This is a genomic window from Agarivorans sp. 2_MG-2023 (genome assembly GCF_030548085.1).
Taxonomy (GTDB): Bacteria; Pseudomonadota; Gammaproteobacteria; order Enterobacterales; family Celerinatantimonadaceae; genus Agarivorans.
Map to the genome: position 1 here is coordinate 33,003 of NZ_JAUORQ010000005.1, position 19,963 is coordinate 52,965.

Here is a 19,963-nt window from a genome sequence, read left to right on the forward strand (position 1 = left end):
TTAACCACCAGCCATAGCCTATAAAGGCTGTAATCTACTTATAGGTAGATTACTTAAGCTCAACAGAAGCACCAGCTTCTTCAAGAGCAGCTTTAAGCGTCTCAGCTTCTTCTTTAGATACTGCTTCTTTAACAGTAGCAGGAGCTGAATCAACTAAACCTTTAGCTTCTTTCAGGCCAAGACCTGTAGCGCCACGAACTGCTTTAATAGAAGCAACTTTGTTAGGGCCAGCAGCAGTTAAGATTACGTCGAATTCTGTTTGCTCTTCAGCAGCAGCACCAGCGTCACCAGCAACAGCAACAGCTGCAGCAGCAGAAACACCGAACTTCTCTTCCATAGCTTCGATTAGTTCAACAACGTCCATTACTGACATTTCAGCAACAGCTTCGATAATTTGGTCTTTAGTGATAGACATGACTCAAATTCCTAAATTCAATTAAATTTATAAAATAATGTAGCAACAAGCAAGTTATGCTGCTTCTGACTCTTTTTGGTCGCGTAATGCGGCCAGAGTGCGTACCAGCTTGCCTGCAGAAGCTTCTTTCATAGTTGCCATTAACTTGGCAATTGCTTCGTCGTAAGTTGGTAGTTTTGCAAGAACGTTAACGTCTGCTAATGCACCTTCAAATGCTGCTGCACGTACTTCAAAGTTGTCTTGCTCTTTAGCGAAATCTGTTAACAGACGCGCTGCAGCACCTGGGTGCTCGTTAGAGAAGGCAATTAAAGTAGGACCAGAGAATGAATCAGTAAGACATTCTAGGTCTGTGCCAGCTACTGCACGGCGAGCAAGGGTATTACGTACCACTTGCATAGATACGCCAGCTTCACGTGCTTTAGCACGAAGTGAAGTCATCGCATCTACAGTTACGCCACGTGAATCAGCAACTACTGCAGAAAGTGCACCTTTGGCAGCTTCGTTGACGCCAGCAACAATTTGCTTTTTGTCTTCGAGTCTTAAGGCCATTGGCTTTACTCCTGGATCCAATACCAGATAAATCTGGTGTTTACTTCCCTCTAAATCATTAAGCTTTAGAGGCCGTTACGGTTTGGTGTTCCAGAATAAAAATTTATTCTTGGGTTTCCTCACCATCTACGTAGGGAATTAAGCGATTAAGCACCTACGGTCTTGGATGAGGGCCTAAGCCCTTACCCATAATTACAAAGCGCGAAATTTTAGTATAAATTTCACGCGTTGTAAATAATTACGCTTGAGTATCTAAAGTATTTACATCAATAGACAAGCCTGCACCCATAGTGGTAGACAAGCTAACTTTCTTGATGAATTGACCTTTAGATTGAGCAGGTTTAGCTTTCTTAAGAGCTACAACCAACGACTCTAAGTTTTCTTTAAGCTTGTCAGCGTCAAAATCAGCTTTACCAATAGTAGTATGGATAATGCCGTTTTTGTCGTTGCGGTAGCGAATCTGACCCGCTTTAGCTAGTTTAACTGCATCAGCTACATTAGGTGTAACTGTACCCACTTTAGGGTTAGGCATTAAACCACGTGGACCTAGGATTTGACCTAGTTGACCTACAACGCGCATTGCATCTGGAGAAGCAATTACTACGTCAAAGTCCATCTCACCAGCTTTAACTTGAGCAGCTAAGTCGTCCATACCAACAATGTCAGCACCGGCTTCTGTAGCGGCTTCAGCGTTTGCACCTTGAGTAAATACTGCAACGCGAACGTTACGACCAGTACCGTGAGGTAGCACAGTTGCGCCACGTACGTTTTGGTCTGATTTACGAGGATCTACGCCTAGGTTAACGGCAGCGTCAACGCTCTCAAGGAATTTAGCAGATGCTAATTCTTTAAGTAGAGTTACAGCTTCGTTAATTGAGTATTCTTTTGTTGAATCAACTTTTTCGTTGATCGCACGCATGCGCTTCGAAAGTTTTGCCATCGTATTAGCCCTCTACAACCAAGCCCATAGAACGGGCAGAACCTTCAATTGAACGACACATTGCGTCTACGTCTGCACCAGTCATATCAACTGCTTTAGCGTTTGCAATCTCTTCTAGTTGAGCGCGAGTAACCGTGCCAACTTTATTCTTGTTTGGAACACCAGAACCAGATTTAATGCCAGCCGCTTTTTTCAATAAGAAAGAAGCAGGTGGAGTTTTGGTTTCAAAAGTGAAAGAACGGTCAGAATAAACAGTAATTACTACTGGAACTGGCGCGCCTTTTTCAATTGAATCTGTTTTAGCGTTAAATGCTTTACAGAATTCCATGATGTTTACACCATGTTGACCTAGAGCAGGACCAACTGGTGGTGACGGGTTTGCGGCACCCGCAGCAACTTGAAGCTTAATATAAGCTTGGACTTTTTTAGCCATTTTAAATTTACCTTATTGTGGGTTCAAACGCCTTTCGCAAATGCGATTAGCTTCCCGATAGAACAAAGGGCAGCGGATTATAGTCGATCCCCTGCCCTAAAAACAACTGATTGTTTATTTTTTATCAGCCTTTCTCGATTTGTCCGAACTCTAACTCTACTGGCGTAGCACGTCCGAAAATCAACACTGATACTTTTACGCGGCTTTTCTCGTAATCCACTTCTTCGATAGTACCGTTGAAGTCGGCGAAAGGACCGTCGGTAACTCGAACCACTTCGCCTGGTTCGAACAATGTTTTTGGTCTTGGCTTATCACTCGTTTCGTCTAGGCGATCAAGGATAGCTTTTGCTTCTTTATCAGAAATTGGCGCTGGACGTTCTGCCGTTCCGCCAATAAAACCTAAAACACGAGGCACACTTTTCACTAAGTGCCAGCTTTCGTCGTTTAGATCCATTTGAACCAAAACGTAACCAGGGAAGAACTTGCGTTCACTCTTACGTTTCTGACCGGCGCGCATTTCTACCACTTCTTCAGTTGGTACTAAGATCTCACCGAAAGACTCTTCCATAGAATGGATTTGAATATATTCTTTAAGAGATTTAGATACACGAGCTTCGTAGCCGGAAAAGGCTTGAACCACATACCAACGTAATTTGCGCTCTTCAGTCATTAGATACTCACCCCTGTTACAAAGGCAACTAAACGAACCAAGATAGCGTCTAGTCCCCATAAAATTAGCGACATGAATGCAGTAGCAGCTAATACAATCATGGTAGTTTGAATGGCTTCTTGACGAGTAGGCCAGATAACCTTACGCACTTCCATACGCGATTCTTTAGCAAATTCGAAGGCTTGCTTGCCTTTAGCGGTTTGCGAAGCAATGCCTAATGCAGCGATCAAGGCAATAACAACACCTAGAACACGCACTAATACCGACATATCTGTATATAGGTAGTTACCTACTACAGCGGCGATTAAAATTAGAGCAGCTAATGCCCATTTTAGGCCATCTAACGACCCACTTTGGTTTTCAGTACTGGTACTCATCAAACAACCTACAAATAATCCCACAAAATCATAAATCCCTTTATCAAGGGATAGTGGCAGGGGTGGAGAGATTCGAACTCCCAACATTCGGATTTGGAATCCGACGTTCTGCCATTGGAACTACACCCCTATAGCACGAAGCCCGACATTATAGGCACTTTGTTTCAAGATTGTAACCCTTGAATGTCGAAAAAACGCGACTCAATTGGCAATAAAACCGCTGCATTTTCATCAACAAGCAATGTGCCGTTAATTTCTATCGGCTAAAAACAAAAAAGGCCGCCTAAGCGACCTTTTCTTCTATTGCACTAAGTCTTCTTATTCGAAGATTTTAGCTACAACACCCGCACCTACTGTACGGCCACCCTCACGGATTGCGAAGCGTAAACCTTCGTCCATCGCGATTGGGCAGATTAGCTCTACAACAAACTTCAAGTTGTCGCCAGGCATTACCATTTCAACACCTTCAGGAAGCTCTACAGCGCCTGTTACGTCAGTTGTACGGAAGTAGAACTGTGGACGGTAACCTTTGAAGAAAGGAGTATGACGGCCACCTTCGTCTTTGCTTAGTACGTATACTTCAGCTTCGAACTTGGTGTGTGGAGTAATTGAGCCAGGTGCTGCAAGTACTTGACCACGTTGTACGTCATCACGCTTAGTACCACGTAACAAAATACCACAGTTCTCACCAGCACGACCTTCGTCAAGAAGCTTGCGGAACATTTCAACACCAGTACAAGTTGTTTTGGTGGTTTCTTTTACGCCAACAATTTCAATTTCTTCTGAAACTTTAACGATACCACGCTCAACACGACCAGTAACAACTGTACCACGACCAGAAATTGAGAATACATCTTCAATTGGTAGTAGGAACGGCTTGTCGATGTCACGCTCTGGCTCAGGAATGTAAGTATCTAGCGCTTCTGCAAGCTCTACAATCTTAGCTTCCCATGCTTCTTCGCCTTCTAGGGCTTTAAGCGCTGAACCTTGGATTACTGGAATGTCATCACCTGGGAATTCGTATTCAGATAGAAGTTCACGAACTTCCATTTCTACTAATTCTAGTAATTCTTCGTCATCTACCATGTCACATTTGTTCATGAATACGATGATGTAAGGTACACCAACCTGACGTGAAAGCAGGATGTGCTCACGTGTTTGTGGCATTGGGCCATCTGTAGAAGCTACTACTAAGATAGCTCCGTCCATTTGTGCAGCACCAGTGATCATGTTTTTAACGTAATCGGCGTGTCCAGGACAGTCTACGTGTGCGTAGTGACGACTTGGAGTATCGTACTCTACGTGTGAAGTAGAAATCGTAATACCACGCTCGCGCTCTTCTGGAGCGTTATCGATTGCTGCGAAATCTTTAGCTTCACCACCGTATACTTTTGCAAGTACGTTAGTAATAGCGGCTGTTAGTGTAGTTTTACCGTGGTCTACGTGGCCAATTGTACCAACGTTTACATGCGGTTTATTACGTTCAAATTTTTCTTTAGACATAATAGTCCCTCTGGATAAAGGTTATTGGCACAAAAGCACCATTGGTTTGCGTTTACCAAACGGTAAAGAGTAATAGGGAGAATTTAAAGGAATGTGGTGCTGATAGGCAGATTCGAACTGCCGACCTCACCCTTACCAAGGGTGCGCTCTACCAACTGAGCTATATCAGCAACGTGGAGCGGGCAGCGGGAATCGAACCCGCATCATCAGCTTGGAAGGCTGAGGTAATAGCCATTATACGATGCCCGCATCAAACCTTTGGAAGACGACCTACTACCAAAATAATGGTGGGGGGGGACGGATTCGAACCATCGAAGCTTTCGCGGCAGATTTACAATCTGCTCCCTTTGGCCACTCGGGAACCCCCCCACACTGTCACCTAAAACTAGATGAAGCCTTACACTTAAGAGATGGTGCCGATTGCCGGAGTCGAACTGGCGACCTACTGATTACAAGTCAGTTGCTCTACCAACTGAGCTAAATCGGCATCGCTTAAGTGCTGCGCATTCTATGTAATGCATTTATTAAATGCAACAAGCAAATGGAAAAAAAACCTAAGGAAAGCATTGAACGCGCAAAAATCAGCCAGCAGGCTCAATTATTGGCCACGTAGCGATACTTCACCCGCCATATACACTTGCTCGCCTGCGTCAGTTTCTAGTATCAGTTGTCCCTGCTGGTCTACGCCTTTAGCAAGTCCCAGCAGCACTTTGTCTTCAGAAAAACGAAGGCTCACTGGCTGGTTCTTAAATACATCATAGTAGTTCCAGCGTTCTTGCAGAGCCGAAAAACCTTGCTCACGAAACACTGCGTACATTTGATTTAAGGATTGAACAATTAAACAGGCCAGTTGGCTGCGATCAAGTATTTGATTCGGATCATTTTCTAATTGGGTAAATAGCTGATCAATGTGCTTAGCTCTTTCTTCGTCGACCCGCACATTCACGCCAACGCCTACAACTAAACTAACTTCACTATTTGCATGGCCTTGCAGTTCTATTAATACGCCGCCCAGCTTTTTACCATCGAGGTAGATATCATTAGGCCATTTTAGCCCAAGGTTGGAATAACCCGCTTGTTCAAGGGCTTCCACCACAGCAAGACCAACAGCAAGGCTCAAACCCATTGCCGCTTCAATGCCATCTTGTAAACGCCACAACAGCGACATGCAAAGCTGGCCAGCATAAGGTGTTTGCCAAGCGCGGCCACGACGGCCTCGGCCAGCACTTTGAAATTCAGCGAGAACAACCTGCCCATGAGGAAGTTGATTGAGGTTTTTCATCAACCATGCGTTGGTTGAATCCACTTGTTCGATCACCACCGGCGAATTATCTGGTAACGTTAAGGTTAACCGCTCTAAGTCGAGCAAAGATATAGGAGCGGCAAGCCGGTAGCCTTTACCTTTCACTTTATAAATATCTAAACCTAGCTGGGTATACTTGTTGATATAGCTTGCAACAGTAGTGCGTGAGACCCCAAGCAATTGAGCGAGTTGCTCCCCCGAACGAAACTGCCCGCTAGCCAATGCTTGAATAAGCTTATAAGGTTTATTCTCTCCCATTGGGCAACCCTAACACGCTATCAGGTTGAACCTCTCCAAGCTCTCCAATAAAGCGCACTTCAGGTTCCAGCAAAATACTGAACTGCAGCCAAACCTGTTGCCTAATATGCCGACATAAGTCGAGGACATTATTGGCAGATGCTAGCTGAATATTCACCAATACCAAGGCTTGTTCTTGATGTACTGCTGCATCGCCAATGCGATGCCCTTTTAGTCCTAATTGGTCAATTAACCAACCTGCTGCAACCTTAACATCACTCGTTGTAGTTGAATAATGAGGAAGAGCTGGGAACCGCGTCAACAATTCTTCTAGGCGCTGAGGACTGATTATCGGGTTTTTAAAGAAACTTCCGGCATTTCCTAGCTTACGTGGATCGGGTAGCTTGCTATTGCGAAGCTCGCAGACTTTATCAAAGACTTGTATAGCACTGGCTGTATCGGGCAACTGATTAAGACCACTATAGCTAAGCTTAGCTGACCACTGTTTAGCTAAGCAAAGGGTAATATTAGTAATCACAACCTTTCCCTTTAGGCTTTGCTTAAAGATACTGTCTCGGTAATTGAATTCACATTGTTCACTATTCAAGCGCTTCAATGATTGAGTCTCTAAGTGAAAAAACTCTACCTCGCTGCATACGTCAGCCAGTTCCAGTCCGTAAGCACCAATGTTTTGTACTGGAGAAGCCCCTAAGGTGCCAGGTATGAGGGCGAGATTCTCTAGCCCGTAGTATCCATGATCAACCGTCCACTTTACAAACTCATGCCAGTCCTCACCAGCAGCAACACTAATGTTGAAGTGCTGCGCTTGCTCCTCAACCTCTATGCCTTGGAGTTGGTTTACGATCACCACCCCTTTAAAATCTTCGAGTAATAATAAGTTTGAACCGCTACCTATAGTTATCCATGGTAACTGTTGTTGGTTTATCCAAGTAAACAGCTGTGGTAGGTCTTTCGCATTATTCAATTCAAATAAGTAACGTGCGTTGGCGTTAAGACCAAAGCTGTTATAACGGCGTAAACACACGTTTTCTAGAAGTGGAAAAGGTAAGGTCATTTTCGTAGGCGAACTCGGCTAACTTCGTGGTTTTGTCCTTTCTCTAAAATGAGATCGGCACGCTCTCGAGTAGGCAGAATGTTTTCCATCAAGTTAACTTGGTTAATGCTCGACCAAATTTGTTTAGCCACTTGGTCAGCTTGTTGTTCGTCTAAGCCGGCATAATGGTGGAAATAGTTATTGGGATTGGTAAAAGCACTCGCCCTAAACTTTTGAAAACGCTCAACGTACCACGTTTCTAAAAGATCTGGTTTAGCATCCACAAAAATTGAGAAATCTAAGTAATCAGAGACAAATACTTGCCTCGCCTGTTGCTTGGGGTAATCCCCAGAAGACTGCAATACATTCAAACCTTCCAAAATAACAATATCGGGTTGTTCAACCACAACTTGCTTGTCTTTAACAATGTTGTACGAAAGGTGTGAATATATCGGGCCAGACACTTTCGCTTCGCCTGCTTTCAGTGCTGACACAAACTCAACAAGTCCCTTTTGGTCATAACTTTCTGGAAAACCCTTTCGTTGCATCAAACCACGAGCTTCAAGCTCTTCATTGGGGTACAAAAAGCCGTCGGTAGTAACAATGTCTACTTTAGGATGTTCTGGCCAACGTTGTAATAGCGCTTGCAAGATTCTCGACGTGGTACTTTTGCCGCCTGCAACACTGCCCGAAACACCAATAATGTATGGAACATGCTTATTGCTGCCTAAGAAATTGGCCAGCACTTCACGACGGTCTTGTCGTGCTTTCACATAAAGATTAAGTAATCTTGAGAGGGGTAAATAAATGTCGCACACTTGCTGCAATGATAGAGCTTCGTTAATCCCACGAATGCTCTCTAGATCATCTTCAGTTAAGGTGAGTGGTACAGATTTTCGGAGTGTTGACCAAGCTTCGCGTTCAAAATCTAAGTAACTAAATGCATGCTGCGTGGTGCTTTGTGTTGCTGGCATGGGCCCTTCCTATATAGTGCGGCACAACCATATACCAAAACTGTTTAACTCTCCACCTTCCGGCAGGAATTAGCCATGCTGACGAAACTTATCTTCGTGAATAGGAACGACTTTAGGGCTGCGCTCTACAAGATGCACTGACGGTAAGTCGTAATCATAGGCTCGACGATTACGCGCAACCTTGTTAAACACAACGCCAGCAATCTCGATGTCCATACGAGACAACTTGTTTAATGCGCTTTCTATCGATTTTCCGTCTGTCCGTTCAGCTTGTACCACCATCAACGTGGCGTCGACTACAGGTGCAACCATTACGGCATCAGTTACTTGCATCAAAGGACCTGTTTCAATCACGATACGGTCATAATGCTGGCGCAAACCTTTAAGCAAGAGCTTGAATTTCTTAGAGGCTAAGAGGGAAGTAGAATGGCGGTCGATAAGACCGGCCGTAAGCACATCAAAGCCGAGTTGGTTATCACGATAAATACACTGGGATACCGTATGAGTCCGAGATAACAGGTGAGTTAAACCCGGCTGTGTTAAAGGGTAATTTAAGTAAGTAGAAACCGATGCGCGGCGTAAGTCGGCATCAATTAGCAGTACTTTTTCAACGTCACTACAAGCTGCTGCAGTTTGAATAGTTAAACTAGTTTTACCTTCGCCCTCTAAAGCAGATGTGAACAATACCACTTGCCCGCGATTTGGGCGCATTTGTAAGCGTGCCCTCAAAGAACGCAAAGGCTCACCCAACCAAGGGTGCACACCTTGCCGTAACCACTTATTACTACGTACTTTCACTTTAGGTACTTCAGCAATCACTTCTACGCTCATTGCTGTTTCAAGCTCTTCTACCGTTGCGAAAGTTCTCGACATCGCTTGTTTCAATAATACAAACACAACACTAAGTATGCCCGCTAACATTCCCGCCAAAATAACAATAATCGCTTTCTTCGGCTTAATGGCTGACTCGGGCAAACGAGCACTATCGACTAACTGAGCATAACCACGATTGAAGCCCTCGGCAGCTTCCGCTTCTTTGAACTTCTCTAAGAAAGTATTGTATAAACGGGTATTACTGTCTATTTCTCGAGTTAACTGATTAAAACGGGTAGTTTTTCGACTAAGGTCTTGATACTTAACTTTAGCTAAACGTAAAGACTCAGCCAAAGCGGCTTCGCGAGCAACCGCCGATTGATAGCTTTTCTCAATACCTGAAATGATAAAATTGGTTTGGCTGCGAAGCTCTAACTCTACTCGAGCTATTTCTCCAGACAGCGACACTCTTTTAGGGTGTTTAGGTCCATAACGCTTTGCGAGATCAGCTTGTTCAAGCTCTAGCTCAATACGTCGACGCTTAATATTCTGCACCATTGGGTCGCGTTGAATTTCGCTCAAAGAAGTAAGTTTATCCAAATCCCCTCTTGAAGCGCGTTTGACGATGGACCATAAGGCACTGGCTTCACTTTTCAAACGCTGGGATTCTAATTGTTGGGTAGTAAGCTGTTGTAGTTCTTTACCAATAAGTCCAAGAATACCTTCTTGGTCTACCAAATTTTCTTCTTCTCTGTAAAGCTGCAATTCAACTTCAGAGCTTTGCAATGCCGTTTTTAAGCGATTCAGTTCTTGCAATAACCAGCCAATAGTTTGGTCGGTGGCGGCTTCACTAGAGCTGCGATGGTATTCAATATAGGCCTCGGCAACAGCAATCGATACTTGCTGCGCCAATAACCGGTCCCAACTTCTAAAACCAATTTCAACCAAACGACTTTTAGGAAGAGGGGTTACCGAAAGGCGTTGTTTAAATACCCTAAGTAGCCGCGCCTCGCTTGGGGTGGCAGAAGGGCTAAATTGACTGCTGTAGCCAAGAGTAACCACTTGCCACCAGTATCGCCAAGGTGCGATTGGGGCACGCAAAAATTCGGGGTGGTGCTGCAAATCGAGCTTGTTAATCACTGCTAGAGCAATACGTTCTGAACGTAAAATCTCCATTTCAGTATTAAAGTAAGACTCTGCTTGAGTGTCAAAATTATAGACATCTTCTACAGCCACCATTTTTGCTTGGCTGTAACCTATCATCAATTTTGAGGAGGCTTGATACAAAGAAGGCAGTGCTTTTACATAAAGCATACTCAGCAGTAATGTCACCATCACTACAAGGATTATGTTTAATTTTGCTTGCCACAAGGTAACAAAAAGCTGTCGTAAATCGACTTCTTTTCCTTCCCTAGACTGTGACGGCTTCTGCTCTTCCATGAACCTAAACGACTGCTCCATTAGATCTAAAACTCATATAACTAAATGATACTGCCAGCTCATGCCAGGACATGCAATTGGGAAATATAGAAATTGAGGGGGAAATTGAGTAATTGTGCTACAAAATCAACTAATAACATTAGTATTTGTAAGCTAATTATAGAAAAAAGGCCCCTAAACAGGAGCCTTTTCATTCGTTTTTAAAGCTTAGGCTTTAACTACTACGTCTACCAAAGTCCAAGACTTAGTCTTAGAAATTGGAGCACATTCTTTGATAGTTACTACATCGCCTTCAGCGGCAACGTTAGCTTCATCATGTGCATGTAGCTTAGTAGTGCGTTTGGTGTATTTACCGTAAATAGGGTGTTTAACCTGACGCTCAATAGCAACAACAATAGACTTGTCCATTTTGTCGCTAATTACTTTGCCTTGCAATGTACGGATATCGCTCATTACGCACCTGCCTTCTGATTCAGAATTGTTTTCACACGCGCGATGTCGCGACGTACGTTTTTAAGCAAGTGAGATTGGGCTAATTGACCAGTACTTGCTTGCATACGCAAGTTGAATTGCTCACGAAGCAGGTTTAGTAGCTCAGCTTTAAGCTCTTCAACACTTTTATCTTTAAGTTCGTTAGCTTTCATTACATTACCGTCCGCGTTACAAAAGTAGTGCTAATAGGCAACTTGCGAGAAGCTAGTTCAAACGCTTCACGAGCAAGTTCTTCTGATACACCGTCCATTTCATACAGGACTTTGCCTGGCTGAATTTGGGCTACCCAATATTCCACATTACCTTTACCTTTACCCATACGAACCTCAAGAGGCTTCTGAGTAATAGGTTTGTCTGGGAATACACGGATCCAGATTTTACCTTGACGTTTAATGTGACGAGTCATCGCACGACGTGCTGCTTCGATCTGACGAGCAGTAAGACGGCCACGGCCAGTCGCTTTAAGACCGAAGTCGCCAAAAGACACATCTTGTCCTTTGCCTAAACCACGGTTACGACCAGTGTGCTGCTTACGGAATTTAGTACGTTTTGGTTGTAACATTCCCGATTCTCCTATTTAGCGTTGCGCTTGTTGCCGCGCTTCGGCTTAGAAGGAGCTTCAGGAGCTACAGCCAATGGCATACCGCCAAGAACTTCGCCTTTAAAGATCCAAACTTTAACGCCGATGATACCGTAAGTAGTCAACGCTTCTGAAGTTGAGTAATCGATGTCAGCACGTAAAGTGTGTAGAGGTACACGGCCTTCACGGTACCATTCAGCACGAGCAATTTCTGCTCCGCCTAAACGACCACTAACTTGAACCTTGATACCTTTAGCGCCTAGACGCATTGCATTTTGCACGGCACGCTTCATAGCGCGACGGAACATAACACGACGTTCTAGTTGGCTAGAGATAGAGTCTGCTACTAATTTCGCGTCTAACTCAGGCTTACGAACTTCTGAGATATTGATTTGCGCAGGTACGCCAGCTAATTTAGCTACGTTCTTGCGAAGTTTCTCAACATCTTCACCTTTCTTACCAATTACAACACCTGGGCGAGCAGTGTGAATAGTCACACGAATGCTTTTAGCAGGACGTTCAATTGTAATGCGAGACACAGAAGCACTTTTCAATTCTTTAGTTAAGAACTGACGTACTTTGTGGTCACTGAAAAGGTTGTCTGCGTATTCACCTTTATCGGCATACCAGGTTGAATTCCATGGTTTTACGATACCTAGGCGAATACCATTAGGATGTACTTTCTGACCCATTGCTTATCTCCTAGTTATCAGATACAACCACAGTGATGTGGCTGGTACGCTTGATAATACGGTCGGCTCGGCCTTTAGCACGAGGACGAATACGCTTTAGAGTTGGACCATCATCAACGAAGATTTTGGTAATTTTCAACTCATCAATATCAGCACCTTCGTTGTGCTCAGCGTTAGCAATAGCAGATTCTAGAACTTTCTTAACAAGTCCTGCTGCTTTTTTGCTGCTGAATTGCAACGTAACAAGTGCTTTTTCTACTGGTAGACCACGTACTTGATCTGCAACCAGGCGAGCTTTCTGCGCAGAACCACGAGCAAAACGATGTTTAGCTAAAGCTTCCATAATTTATACTCCTACTTCTTCTTCGCTTTCTTATCTGCGACATGGCCGCGATAAGTACGAGTTGGCGCAAATTCACCCAGTTTATGACCGATCATTTCATCGGTAACAAATACTGGAACGTGCTGACGACCATTATGGACAGCGATGGTCAAACCGATCATTTGTGGAATGATCATTGAGCGACGAGACCAAGTTTTCAATGGTTTCTTGTCCCCGCTTTCCACCGCTTTCTCTACCTTCTTCAACAAGTGTAGGTCAATGAATGGACCCTTCTTGAGAGAACGTGGCATGGCGATTCCCCTTATTTCTTAGAACGACGGCGTACGATATATTGATCCGTACTCTTGTTTTTACGAGTTTTGTAACCTTTGGTTGGAACACCCCAAGGAGTAACTGGATGACGGCCACCAGATGTACGACCTTCACCACCACCATGTGGGTGATCAACTGGGTTCATTACCACACCGCGAACGGTAGGACGAACACCACGCCAGCGCGTTGCACCAGCTTTACCAAGTTTACGTAGCATATGCTCGCCATTACCTACTTCGCCTAATGTAGCGCGACAATCAGATAATATCTTACGCATTTCACCACTACGTAGACGTAGAGTTACGTATGCACCATCACGCGCAACGATCTGAGCGTAAGCACCAGCAGAACGTGCCATTTGGGCACCCTTACCAGGCTTCATTTCAATCGCGTGAACAGTAGAACCTACTGGCATGTTACGCATTGGCAAACAGTTACCTGCTTCGATTGGTGCATCAACACCAGAAGCAATAGCTGCGCCTGCTTTAACACCTTTTGGTGCCAAAATGTAACGGCGTTCACCGTCTGCAAATAATACCAAAGCAATGTGAGCACTGCGGTTTGGATCATATTCAAGACGTTCTACTTTCGCAGGAATGCCATCTTTATCATTTCGTTTGAAGTCAATCATACGGTAGTGTTGCTTATGACCACCACCAATATGACGCACGGTAATTACACCGCGGTTGTTACGACCACCAGATTTCGACTTACTTTCCAACAAAGGAGCGTAAGGCTTGCCTTTGTGCAGGTCAGTATTAACCACTTTAACAACGTGGCGACGACCAGCAGATGTAGGCTTACATTTTACAATAGCCATTTAAGAATACTCCTATTACTCTGCGGCACCGGTGAAGTCGATGTCTGAACCTTCAGCTAAGGTTACATACGCTTTCTTCACGTCGTTACGGCGACCGAAACGAGCTCCGTGACGTTTAGTTTTACCTTTTTGGTTCAAGGTAGTAACGCCAGTCACTTCAACTTCGAATAGTTTTTCAACTGCAGCTTTGATTTCTGCTTTAGTTGCTGTAGAAACAACTTTGAATACGATAGTGTTATCGGCTTCAGCAGACATAGTGCTCTTTTCAGAGATATGTGGAGCTACTAGTACTTTCAACAAACGTTCTTCGCTGATCATGCTAACCACTCCTCAATTTGTTTCACTGCATCAGCAGTTATCAACACTTTATCAAAAGCAATCAAGCTAACTGGATCAATACCAGCTACATCACGAACGTCTACTTTGTAGAGGTTACGTGCGGCCAAGAATAAGTTTTCATCAACTTCAGGCGTAACGATTAATACATCGTTCAAATCGAAGTCTTTCAACTTAGCAACTAATTCTTTAGTTTTTGGCGCTTCAACGCTGAATTTCTCAACCACAATCAAACGTTCTTGACGAACAAGTTCAGACAAGATGCTGCGGATTGCGCCGCGGTACATTTTCTTGTTAACTTTTTGGCTGTGATCTTGTGGCTTAGCTGCAAAGGTTACCCCGCCGCTACGCCAAATTGGGCTACGAATTGTACCGGCACGTGCTCGGCCTGTACCTTTCTGACGCCATGGCTTCTTACCACCACCTGATACTTCAGAACGTGTTTTCTGAGCGCGTGACCCCTGGCGAGCACCTGCAGCGTATGCAGTTACTACCTGGTGAATCAACGCTTCGTTAAAGTCACGTCCGAAGGTAGTTTCGGAAACTTCAAGAGCGCTTTGCGCGTCTTTCAATACCAATTCCATTACTATCTCCTAGCGTTACGCTTTAACAGCAGGTTTAATGATCACGTTACCATTGGTAGCGCCTGGTACGGCACCTTTAACCAAAATTAGGTTACGTTCAACATCAACACGTACAACATCTAGGTTTTGCGTAGTTACACGCTCTGCACCCATATGTCCGGCCATCTTCTTGCCCTTGAATACTTTACCTGGGCTTTGGTTTTGACCAATAGAACCAGGAGCACGGTGGCTCAAAGAGTTACCGTGAGTAAAATCTTGGGTAGCGAAGTTCCAGCGTTTAACACCGCCTTGGAAACCTTTACCTTTAGAAGTACCAGTAACGTCTACTTTTTTAACTTCATTGAACAAGTCAACTTTTAGCTCATCAGCTACGTTAACTTCTTCACCTTCACCGTCTGCTAGACGGAATTCCCACAGGCCGCGACCCGCGTCAACACCAGCTTTAGCGAATTGACCCGCTTCTGGTTTGCTAACACGACTTGCTTTTTTAGCGCCGGTGGTCACTTGTAGAGCACGGTAACCGTCGCTGTCCTCAGTGATAACACGAGTAACGCGGTTTGGCTCACATTCGATTACAGTAACTGGAATAGATGCGCCATCTTCAGTGAAGATGCGAGTCATTCCAACTTTACGACCGATTAGACCAATCATTGTAAAAACCTCTTATTAGTCAGACTCAGGCTTAGCCCAAGCTGATTTGCACATCTACACCAGCAGCAAGGTCAAGGCGCATCAAAGCGTCAACTGTTTTATCAGTTGGCTCAACGATGTCTACTAGACGCTTGTGGGTGCGAATTTCATACTGATCACGCGCGTCTTTATTAACGTGCGGAGATACCAGAATGGTGTAACGCTCTTTACGAGTAGGCAGTGGAATAGGACCACGAACCTGAGCGCCAGTGCGTTTGGCAGTTTCTACGATTTCCGCAGTAGATTGATCGATCAGACGGTGATCAAATGCTTTCAAGCGGATTCGAATTCTTTGGTTCTGCATTGACAGAGCTCCAAATAAAAAATTAAAGAACCTAACACACACCAACGACATCCTTATCCAAAATTTGGGGATGGTAGTGCATGCGACGAGTAACGTTTGCTTCCAAATCGGAAACACTGTTAGTAGTTAGCTTAAACCAAGCTAACTAAATGAATTGCCTAAACAACTCAACCCACTAAATTAGTGAGCTGGCGTATTATACTCAAGCGAGGTTAAAAAACAAGTTAAACCAAAATAATTGTTCAATAGGTAATCACCTGCAGCAAAAGAAGTCTCACCAAGCGTTAGATAGCTCGCAAAACCTTAGCCTTTGTAAGTCTATAATATTCAACAACAAGCGTTAACTTGGATTGCCATGACTCAGCACCACAGCCTGTTAATCATAAGCCAGCAGCCTTGGTCAACGATACTTGAGCAAGCGGATGCCCCTTGGCGATACTGGTGCTGTGAAGACGTACCCGATAACTCGCAGTTGCAACTTCACCATGTAGCACTGATTGTGATTGATACAGAGCGACTATCCCAGCCGAAAAATGCCTTAGCCTTACAGGCCTTATTACAGCAACCCGTTTACGAAAACCTTAAGCTGGTGTTGCATCATACTCAACAAATGCCCAACGCCGAGCAAGTGTTCCATTGGATAAATCAGTTTAGCCCAGATGCGATAATCCCCCCTAACAGCAGTAACAGCCAAATCACGCAGCTAATTCACAACAAATGGCCTATTCACCAACAGCAAACCGCTCAACAACGCTGGTTAGAAAAACAGCTAGCAGCACAAGTTGCACAGATTAGGGCTAACTTCTTTGACTATACCGCCTTAAGCGATCAACAGCTTTCAGATAAAGTGATTTCAGCACTGTATGGTTTTTTCCAAGACAATGATGAAGACCACCTTTGTCGTACTTACAGCGCAAATCACGTATTAACACAAGAAGGCAAAGCCAATCGCTTCTTATGGTTTATCGCTAAAGGCGAAGTGGTGCTTAAGAAGCAACAGGGTCAACACATACTCGAAGTAGCCCGCATGCAAGCTGGTTCATTGGTAGGAGGCATGTCTTTTGTTACCGGTGAGCTTGGTTTTACCAGTGCGGTAACCACGCAGCGAACCGACGTGATCAAACTCGACCGGGCAACCTTTGCTAAAGTACTCGATTCGAGCAGTCAGTTGCTGCCTCTATTTACTAACCTGCTATTGCGCCATTTTAACCGACGTTTGCAAAAGAGCATTCATACCAAACTTACCTTGCAGAGTACCCTTAATTCTCTAGATTCCGCTCACGAACAGCTTATAGAAAAAGAGAAAATGGCAGTGCTTGGCCAGCTTATTTCCGGCATTGCCCATGAGTTAAACAACCCTGTGGCCGCAATCATTCGCGGTAGCGACACCATCGCCAAGCAATTACCCACCGTATTAAACAATGAGTTAACCCATCCACAACAGCAACTTGGCCATGAATTGCTCAAGGCAGCGTTTACCTTAAAACCTATGTCCACCAGCGAGATACGCCAGCGCAGCAAAAACTCGACAGAACTTTTTGGTGATGCCATTACTGCAAGAAAAGCAGTAACTATAGGCCTAGACGGCCCCAGCTTGCGCCAACAATATTTGGAGTGCAGCGACACAGTAGATAATACTCAGTTAATCGCAACGCTGGCGAGTTACCATCAAATTGGTAACTTCCTTCGCAATATTCAAGTTTGCGCTTCACGAATAGCTGAACTGGTAAAAGGCTTAAAGCACTATGCGGGTCGCGATCCTGAGCAACCAGTACTGGCCGACTTGAACGAAGGCATAGCAGAAACCCTTGTGATTTTAGAGAATCGTTTACGTGGCTTCGAGGTTGAGTGTAGTTACGGCCTATTACCGGTTTACCGCTGCCACCCTATCGCGTTGCAGCAAGTATGGACAAATCTTATTGCCAACGCTCTTGACGCAATGGGGACTCATGGAAAACTCAGCGTAAGCAGCCAATATATCGAAGCCTCACCCAGCTATATCTCCATTTGTATTGAAGATAATGGCCCCGGCATCAAACCAGAGATTATAGAAAAGATATTCCAACTTAATTTCACCACCAAGCGCGAAAGTAACTTCGGCTTGGGAATAGGTTTAACGGTGTGCCAACAAATAGTTGCACAACATTTAGGCAGAATCGAAGTGGAATCTGAGCTAGGACAATTTACCCGTTTCATAATTACCTTACCATTGAATCAGACCTAGGACTTTAAGGAGCCGCACCATGGAACAATTATTGATTTTATGTGTTGATGATGAACGCGAAGTGCTCGACAGTGTACTGCACGATATCGCCTCTTTAAGCCCACCTTTTACCATCGACGGTGCCGAGAGCGTAGCTGAAGCCCGCGAAGTGATAAAAGACTTTGAAGCGCAAGGTGGTCAACTCGCCCTAATTCTTGCCGATCACATCATGCCCGACGAACTCGGCATCGATTTTCTTATCGATCTTAATCACGCCGACAATAGCGAAGCAGCGAAGAAAATTTTGCTCACTGGGCAAGCTGGCCTGCACGATACCATTGAGGCCATTAATCGCGGTGGACTCAATTATTACCTCGCCAAACCTTGGTCAGAAGACCAGCTATTAAGCATTGTTAAAGAGAAGCTCACCGATTATGTGCTTGAACATTGCAGCAACCCCATGCCTTTTGCTCAAGTGTTAGACGGCGAGCGAATATTTAGCCATGTGTCACAGCATCGTATGGATATCGGTAACTGATACCAGTATTCGCATAGTTGTATTTTCTGGCTACTATTGAGCATAAGCAAATCAACTGAAGCACAATGATATGGAATATCAGCAACTAAAAGATTATTTAATGGCGAAACCAGAGGTAACTCAGGATTTGCCCTTCGCGCCTGACGTACCAGTGTTTAAGGTTCGTAGTAAAATGTTTGCGCTAGTGAGCTGGAAAGAGGGCGAGATGAATATGAACCTGAAATGCCAGCCTGAGCAAATAGATGCGCTTATCGATATCTATCCCGCGATTACTCGCGGCTACCACATGAGCAAACGTCATTGGCTCACTATTCATTTTGATGGCAGCGATGCAGAAAACGAAGCGTTTCGCTTAATCGATAATTCTTTCGAGTTAGTGGTTAAAGGCATGAGCAAAAAAGCCCAAAATGAACTCCTTGCAGCCCAAGAAAACACTTAGGAACAGTGCATTGCGCACCACCAGCACTGTTCGTTTACTTACTCTACTTTTATTAGGTTTGATGCTAAGTGGCTGTGCCAACAACGCCCTCACAGAAAACTCTCAAGCGGTGCCTTTAAACGTAGATTATTGGCCTCACTCAAACGTAGTAACAACGCCGCTTCCACAACTTAGAGTTGCAAGTATTAACCTTGCCCACGGCCGAAAAAATGCCTTAAACCAACTGCTAGTAAGTAGTACAACTACTCGGCAAAACTTGCTAGATATTGCGGCCTACTTAAAACAGCAAAACATTGATGTAGTTGCTCTGCAAGAAGCCGATGCCTCATCTGCTTGGTCAGGTTCTTTCAACCATGTTGAATATATCGCTCAGCACGCCGGATATTCGTGGTACGCACACAGCTTACATAGCACCGGCAAACTGGCCAATTACGGTACTGCCATTTTATCTAAATACCCAATAAGCGAAGCTTATGCTTATCACTTTATGCCAACGCCCCCTACCACTACTAAGGGTTTTACCGCAGCCAAAATACACATTACTGCTACGCAAAGCGTGGATGTAGTATCACTGCACTTAGATTTTTCTCGCGCTAGCAAAAGGCGCCAACAGATGGCGGAACTAAGAGAGCGTTTTAACCAGCATGAAGGTAGCGCCATTATAATGGGTGACTTTAATAGTGAGTGGGAAAAAGATGAAGGCGTAGTTAGCCAGTTTGAAAACAACAGCCGCTATCGTGTTTATCAACCGCAAAGCTCTCAACTTGCCAGCTATAAAAACAAACGCTTAGATTGGATATTTATCAGTAAAGACCTTCAATTTATTAACTATGAGCTGGGTCCAAATACCCTTAGTGATCATCGCCCAGTAATTAGCCTGATAAAGCTGAGTGAAACACTAAATTCCAGCCAATAAAAAAGC

General features: G+C 44.4%; 26 protein-coding genes and 5 tRNA genes. 4 read left to right on the plus strand and 27 right to left on the minus strand.

Features of this window, described 5'->3' with window-relative positions; genetic code table 11:
* Positions 1–49: 49 nt before the first annotated feature.
* The 27 genes from rplL to rpsJ form a co-directional block, all read right to left on the minus strand.
* Positions 50–415 (minus strand): 50S ribosomal protein L7/L12, encoded by a 366-nt coding sequence (gene rplL, locus Q4549_RS08810; RefSeq protein WP_137674355.1) that lies wholly within the window; start codon positions 413–415, stop codon positions 50–52.
* Between the two features lie 54 nt (positions 416–469).
* On the minus strand, positions 470–964 hold the full coding sequence (rplJ, locus tag Q4549_RS08815; RefSeq protein ID WP_137674356.1) for a 50S ribosomal protein L10: 495 nt from the start codon (positions 962–964) through the stop codon (positions 470–472).
* Positions 965–1,202: 238 nt separating this feature from the next.
* Positions 1,203–1,904 carry a 50S ribosomal protein L1 gene (rplA, locus tag Q4549_RS08820; RefSeq protein WP_137674357.1) on the minus strand — a complete coding sequence of 234 codons (702 nt, stop codon included), beginning with the start codon at positions 1,902–1,904 and terminating at the stop codon, positions 1,203–1,205.
* A gap of 4 nt (positions 1,905–1,908) precedes the next feature.
* A complete protein-coding gene (gene rplK, locus Q4549_RS08825; protein WP_137674358.1) occupies positions 1,909–2,337 on the minus strand; it encodes a 50S ribosomal protein L11 in 429 nt (142 codons plus the stop codon).
* Between the two features lie 124 nt (positions 2,338–2,461).
* Positions 2,462–3,007, minus strand: coding sequence for a transcription termination/antitermination protein NusG (nusG, locus tag Q4549_RS08830; protein ID WP_137674359.1), 546 nt, complete (start codon positions 3,005–3,007; stop codon positions 2,462–2,464).
* Positions 3,007–3,384, minus strand: coding sequence for a preprotein translocase subunit SecE (gene secE, locus Q4549_RS08835; RefSeq protein WP_137674360.1), 378 nt, complete (start codon positions 3,382–3,384; stop codon positions 3,007–3,009). The genes nusG and secE overlap by 1 nt, the downstream gene beginning before the upstream one ends.
* A 54-nt stretch (positions 3,385–3,438) precedes the next feature.
* Positions 3,439–3,514 (minus strand) — tRNA-Trp (locus tag Q4549_RS08840).
* Between the two features lie 188 nt (positions 3,515–3,702).
* Positions 3,703–4,887 (minus strand): elongation factor Tu, encoded by a 1,185-nt coding sequence (gene tuf / locus Q4549_RS08845; RefSeq protein ID WP_137674361.1) that lies wholly within the window; start codon positions 4,885–4,887, stop codon positions 3,703–3,705.
* A 94-nt stretch (positions 4,888–4,981) separates the two neighbouring features.
* A tRNA-Thr gene (locus tag Q4549_RS08850) sits at positions 4,982–5,057 on the minus strand.
* 4 nt (positions 5,058–5,061) lie between these two features.
* Positions 5,062–5,136: transfer RNA gene (locus Q4549_RS08855), tRNA-Gly, on the minus strand.
* Between the two features lie 36 nt (positions 5,137–5,172).
* Positions 5,173–5,256 (minus strand) — tRNA-Tyr (locus Q4549_RS08860).
* Positions 5,257–5,298: 42 nt separating this feature from the next.
* Positions 5,299–5,374: transfer RNA gene (locus Q4549_RS08865), tRNA-Thr, on the minus strand.
* Between the two features lie 111 nt (positions 5,375–5,485).
* Entirely contained in the window at positions 5,486–6,448 is a 963-nt protein-coding gene (birA, locus tag Q4549_RS08870) for a bifunctional biotin--[acetyl-CoA-carboxylase] ligase/biotin operon repressor BirA (RefSeq protein WP_303553828.1), read from the minus strand.
* Positions 6,435–7,502 (minus strand): UDP-N-acetylmuramate dehydrogenase, encoded by a 1,068-nt coding sequence (gene murB / locus Q4549_RS08875; RefSeq protein WP_303553829.1) that lies wholly within the window; start codon positions 7,500–7,502, stop codon positions 6,435–6,437. Before murB ends, birA begins: the two co-directional genes overlap by 14 nt.
* Entirely contained in the window at positions 7,499–8,455 is a 957-nt protein-coding gene (coaA, locus tag Q4549_RS08880) for a type I pantothenate kinase (RefSeq protein WP_137674364.1), read from the minus strand. Before coaA ends, murB begins: the two co-directional genes overlap by 4 nt.
* 69 nt (positions 8,456–8,524) lie before the next feature.
* A complete protein-coding gene (locus tag Q4549_RS08885; RefSeq protein WP_303553830.1) occupies positions 8,525–10,708 on the minus strand; it encodes a polysaccharide biosynthesis tyrosine autokinase in 2,184 nt (727 codons plus the stop codon).
* 207 nt (positions 10,709–10,915) lie between these two features.
* On the minus strand, positions 10,916–11,161 hold the full coding sequence (gene rpsQ, locus Q4549_RS08890; RefSeq protein ID WP_137674366.1) for a 30S ribosomal protein S17: 246 nt from the start codon (positions 11,159–11,161) through the stop codon (positions 10,916–10,918).
* Entirely contained in the window at positions 11,161–11,352 is a 192-nt protein-coding gene (rpmC, locus tag Q4549_RS08895; RefSeq protein ID WP_137674367.1) for a 50S ribosomal protein L29, read from the minus strand. The genes rpsQ and rpmC overlap by 1 nt, the downstream gene beginning before the upstream one ends.
* On the minus strand, positions 11,352–11,762 hold the full coding sequence (gene rplP, locus Q4549_RS08900; protein WP_137674368.1) for a 50S ribosomal protein L16: 411 nt from the start codon (positions 11,760–11,762) through the stop codon (positions 11,352–11,354). Before rplP ends, rpmC begins: the two co-directional genes overlap by 1 nt.
* Positions 11,763–11,773: 11 nt before the next feature.
* A complete protein-coding gene (gene rpsC / locus Q4549_RS08905; RefSeq protein WP_137674369.1) occupies positions 11,774–12,472 on the minus strand; it encodes a 30S ribosomal protein S3 in 699 nt (232 codons plus the stop codon).
* Between the two features lie 10 nt (positions 12,473–12,482).
* A complete protein-coding gene (gene rplV / locus Q4549_RS08910) occupies positions 12,483–12,815 on the minus strand; it encodes a 50S ribosomal protein L22 (RefSeq protein WP_016403499.1) in 333 nt (110 codons plus the stop codon).
* An 11-nt stretch (positions 12,816–12,826) separates the two neighbouring features.
* Positions 12,827–13,105, minus strand: coding sequence for a 30S ribosomal protein S19 (rpsS, locus tag Q4549_RS08915; RefSeq protein WP_137674370.1), 279 nt, complete (start codon positions 13,103–13,105; stop codon positions 12,827–12,829).
* An 11-nt stretch (positions 13,106–13,116) separates the two neighbouring features.
* A complete protein-coding gene (gene rplB / locus Q4549_RS08920; protein WP_137674371.1) occupies positions 13,117–13,947 on the minus strand; it encodes a 50S ribosomal protein L2 in 831 nt (276 codons plus the stop codon).
* A 15-nt stretch (positions 13,948–13,962) separates the two neighbouring features.
* Positions 13,963–14,265, minus strand: coding sequence for a 50S ribosomal protein L23 (rplW, locus tag Q4549_RS08925; protein WP_137674372.1), 303 nt, complete (start codon positions 14,263–14,265; stop codon positions 13,963–13,965).
* Positions 14,262–14,867 carry a 50S ribosomal protein L4 gene (gene rplD, locus Q4549_RS08930; protein WP_137674373.1) on the minus strand — a complete coding sequence of 202 codons (606 nt, stop codon included), beginning with the start codon at positions 14,865–14,867 and terminating at the stop codon, positions 14,262–14,264. Before rplD ends, rplW begins: the two co-directional genes overlap by 4 nt.
* Before the next feature lie 15 nt (positions 14,868–14,882).
* The gene (rplC, locus tag Q4549_RS08935; RefSeq protein ID WP_137674374.1) at positions 14,883–15,518 is read right to left on the minus strand and encodes a 50S ribosomal protein L3; all 636 of its coding nucleotides are present in this window, start codon (positions 15,516–15,518) and stop codon (positions 14,883–14,885) included.
* 31 nt (positions 15,519–15,549) lie between these two features.
* Positions 15,550–15,861, minus strand: coding sequence for a 30S ribosomal protein S10 (gene rpsJ, locus Q4549_RS08940; RefSeq protein WP_137674375.1), 312 nt, complete (start codon positions 15,859–15,861; stop codon positions 15,550–15,552).
* 355 nt (positions 15,862–16,216) lie between these two features.
* Here rpsJ and Q4549_RS08945 point away from each other — a divergent pair, with 355 nt between their 5' ends.
* The 4 genes from Q4549_RS08945 to Q4549_RS08960 all read left to right on the plus strand — a co-directional run bounded on the left by Q4549_RS08945 (position 16,217) and on the right by Q4549_RS08960 (position 19,957).
* The gene (locus Q4549_RS08945) at positions 16,217–18,085 is read left to right on the plus strand and encodes an ATP-binding protein (RefSeq protein WP_303553831.1); all 1,869 of its coding nucleotides are present in this window, start codon (positions 16,217–16,219) and stop codon (positions 18,083–18,085) included.
* 19 nt (positions 18,086–18,104) lie between these two features.
* Positions 18,105–18,602: a response regulator gene (locus Q4549_RS08950; RefSeq protein ID WP_303553832.1), complete on the plus strand. Its 498-nt coding sequence runs from the start codon at positions 18,105–18,107 to the stop codon at positions 18,600–18,602.
* Positions 18,603–18,672: 70 nt separating this feature from the next.
* Complete coding sequence (locus tag Q4549_RS08955; RefSeq protein ID WP_303553833.1) at positions 18,673–19,041, plus strand: MmcQ/YjbR family DNA-binding protein; 369 nt, start codon at positions 18,673–18,675, stop codon at positions 19,039–19,041.
* A gap of 10 nt (positions 19,042–19,051) precedes the next feature.
* Positions 19,052–19,957 (plus strand): endonuclease/exonuclease/phosphatase family protein, encoded by a 906-nt coding sequence (locus Q4549_RS08960; RefSeq protein WP_303553834.1) that lies wholly within the window; start codon positions 19,052–19,054, stop codon positions 19,955–19,957.
* Positions 19,958–19,963: the final 6 nt, after the last annotated feature.

Excerpts from the sequence above, each read along its gene's own strand:
- rplL (WP_137674355.1), bottom strand. The coding sequence starts at position 415 with ATGTCTATCACTAAAGACCAAATTATCGAAGCTGTTGCTGAAATGTCA.
- rplJ (WP_137674356.1), bottom strand. The coding sequence starts at position 964 with ATGGCCTTAAGACTCGAAGACAAAAAGCAAATTGTTGCTGGCGTCAAC.
- rplA (WP_137674357.1), bottom strand. The coding sequence starts at position 1,904 with ATGGCAAAACTTTCGAAGCGCATGCGTGCGATCAACGAAAAAGTTGAT.
- rplK (WP_137674358.1), bottom strand. The coding sequence starts at position 2,337 with ATGGCTAAAAAAGTCCAAGCTTATATTAAGCTTCAAGTTGCTGCGGGT.
- nusG (WP_137674359.1), bottom strand. The coding sequence starts at position 3,007 with ATGACTGAAGAGCGCAAATTACGTTGGTATGTGGTTCAAGCCTTTTCC.
- secE (WP_137674360.1), bottom strand. The coding sequence starts at position 3,384 with ATGAGTACCAGTACTGAAAACCAAAGTGGGTCGTTAGATGGCCTAAAA.
- tuf (WP_137674361.1), bottom strand. The coding sequence starts at position 4,887 with ATGTCTAAAGAAAAATTTGAACGTAATAAACCGCATGTAAACGTTGGT.
- birA (WP_303553828.1), bottom strand. The coding sequence starts at position 6,448 with ATGGGAGAGAATAAACCTTATAAGCTTATTCAAGCATTGGCTAGCGGG.
- murB (WP_303553829.1), bottom strand. The coding sequence starts at position 7,502 with ATGACCTTACCTTTTCCACTTCTAGAAAACGTGTGTTTACGCCGTTAT.
- coaA (WP_137674364.1), bottom strand. The coding sequence starts at position 8,455 with ATGCCAGCAACACAAAGCACCACGCAGCATGCATTTAGTTACTTAGAT.
- Q4549_RS08885 (WP_303553830.1), bottom strand. The coding sequence starts at position 10,708 with ATGGAAGAGCAGAAGCCGTCACAGTCTAGGGAAGGAAAAGAAGTCGAT.
- rpsQ (WP_137674366.1), bottom strand. The coding sequence starts at position 11,161 with ATGAGCGATATCCGTACATTGCAAGGCAAAGTAATTAGCGACAAAATG.
- rpmC (WP_137674367.1), bottom strand. The coding sequence starts at position 11,352 with ATGAAAGCTAACGAACTTAAAGATAAAAGTGTTGAAGAGCTTAAAGCT.
- rplP (WP_137674368.1), bottom strand. The coding sequence starts at position 11,762 with ATGTTACAACCAAAACGTACTAAATTCCGTAAGCAGCACACTGGTCGT.
- rpsC (WP_137674369.1), bottom strand. The coding sequence starts at position 12,472 with ATGGGTCAGAAAGTACATCCTAATGGTATTCGCCTAGGTATCGTAAAA.
- rplV (WP_016403499.1), bottom strand. The coding sequence starts at position 12,815 with ATGGAAGCTTTAGCTAAACATCGTTTTGCTCGTGGTTCTGCGCAGAAA.
- rpsS (WP_137674370.1), bottom strand. The coding sequence starts at position 13,105 with ATGCCACGTTCTCTCAAGAAGGGTCCATTCATTGACCTACACTTGTTG.
- rplB (WP_137674371.1), bottom strand. The coding sequence starts at position 13,947 with ATGGCTATTGTAAAATGTAAGCCTACATCTGCTGGTCGTCGCCACGTT.
- rplW (WP_137674372.1), bottom strand. The coding sequence starts at position 14,265 with ATGATCAGCGAAGAACGTTTGTTGAAAGTACTAGTAGCTCCACATATC.
- rplD (WP_137674373.1), bottom strand. The coding sequence starts at position 14,867 with ATGGAATTGGTATTGAAAGACGCGCAAAGCGCTCTTGAAGTTTCCGAA.
- rplC (WP_137674374.1), bottom strand. The coding sequence starts at position 15,518 with ATGATTGGTCTAATCGGTCGTAAAGTTGGAATGACTCGCATCTTCACT.
- rpsJ (WP_137674375.1), bottom strand. The coding sequence starts at position 15,861 with ATGCAGAACCAAAGAATTCGAATCCGCTTGAAAGCATTTGATCACCGT.
- Q4549_RS08945 (WP_303553831.1), top strand. The coding sequence starts at position 16,217 with ATGACTCAGCACCACAGCCTGTTAATCATAAGCCAGCAGCCTTGGTCA.
- Q4549_RS08950 (WP_303553832.1), top strand. The coding sequence starts at position 18,105 with ATGGAACAATTATTGATTTTATGTGTTGATGATGAACGCGAAGTGCTC.
- Q4549_RS08955 (WP_303553833.1), top strand. The coding sequence starts at position 18,673 with ATGGAATATCAGCAACTAAAAGATTATTTAATGGCGAAACCAGAGGTA.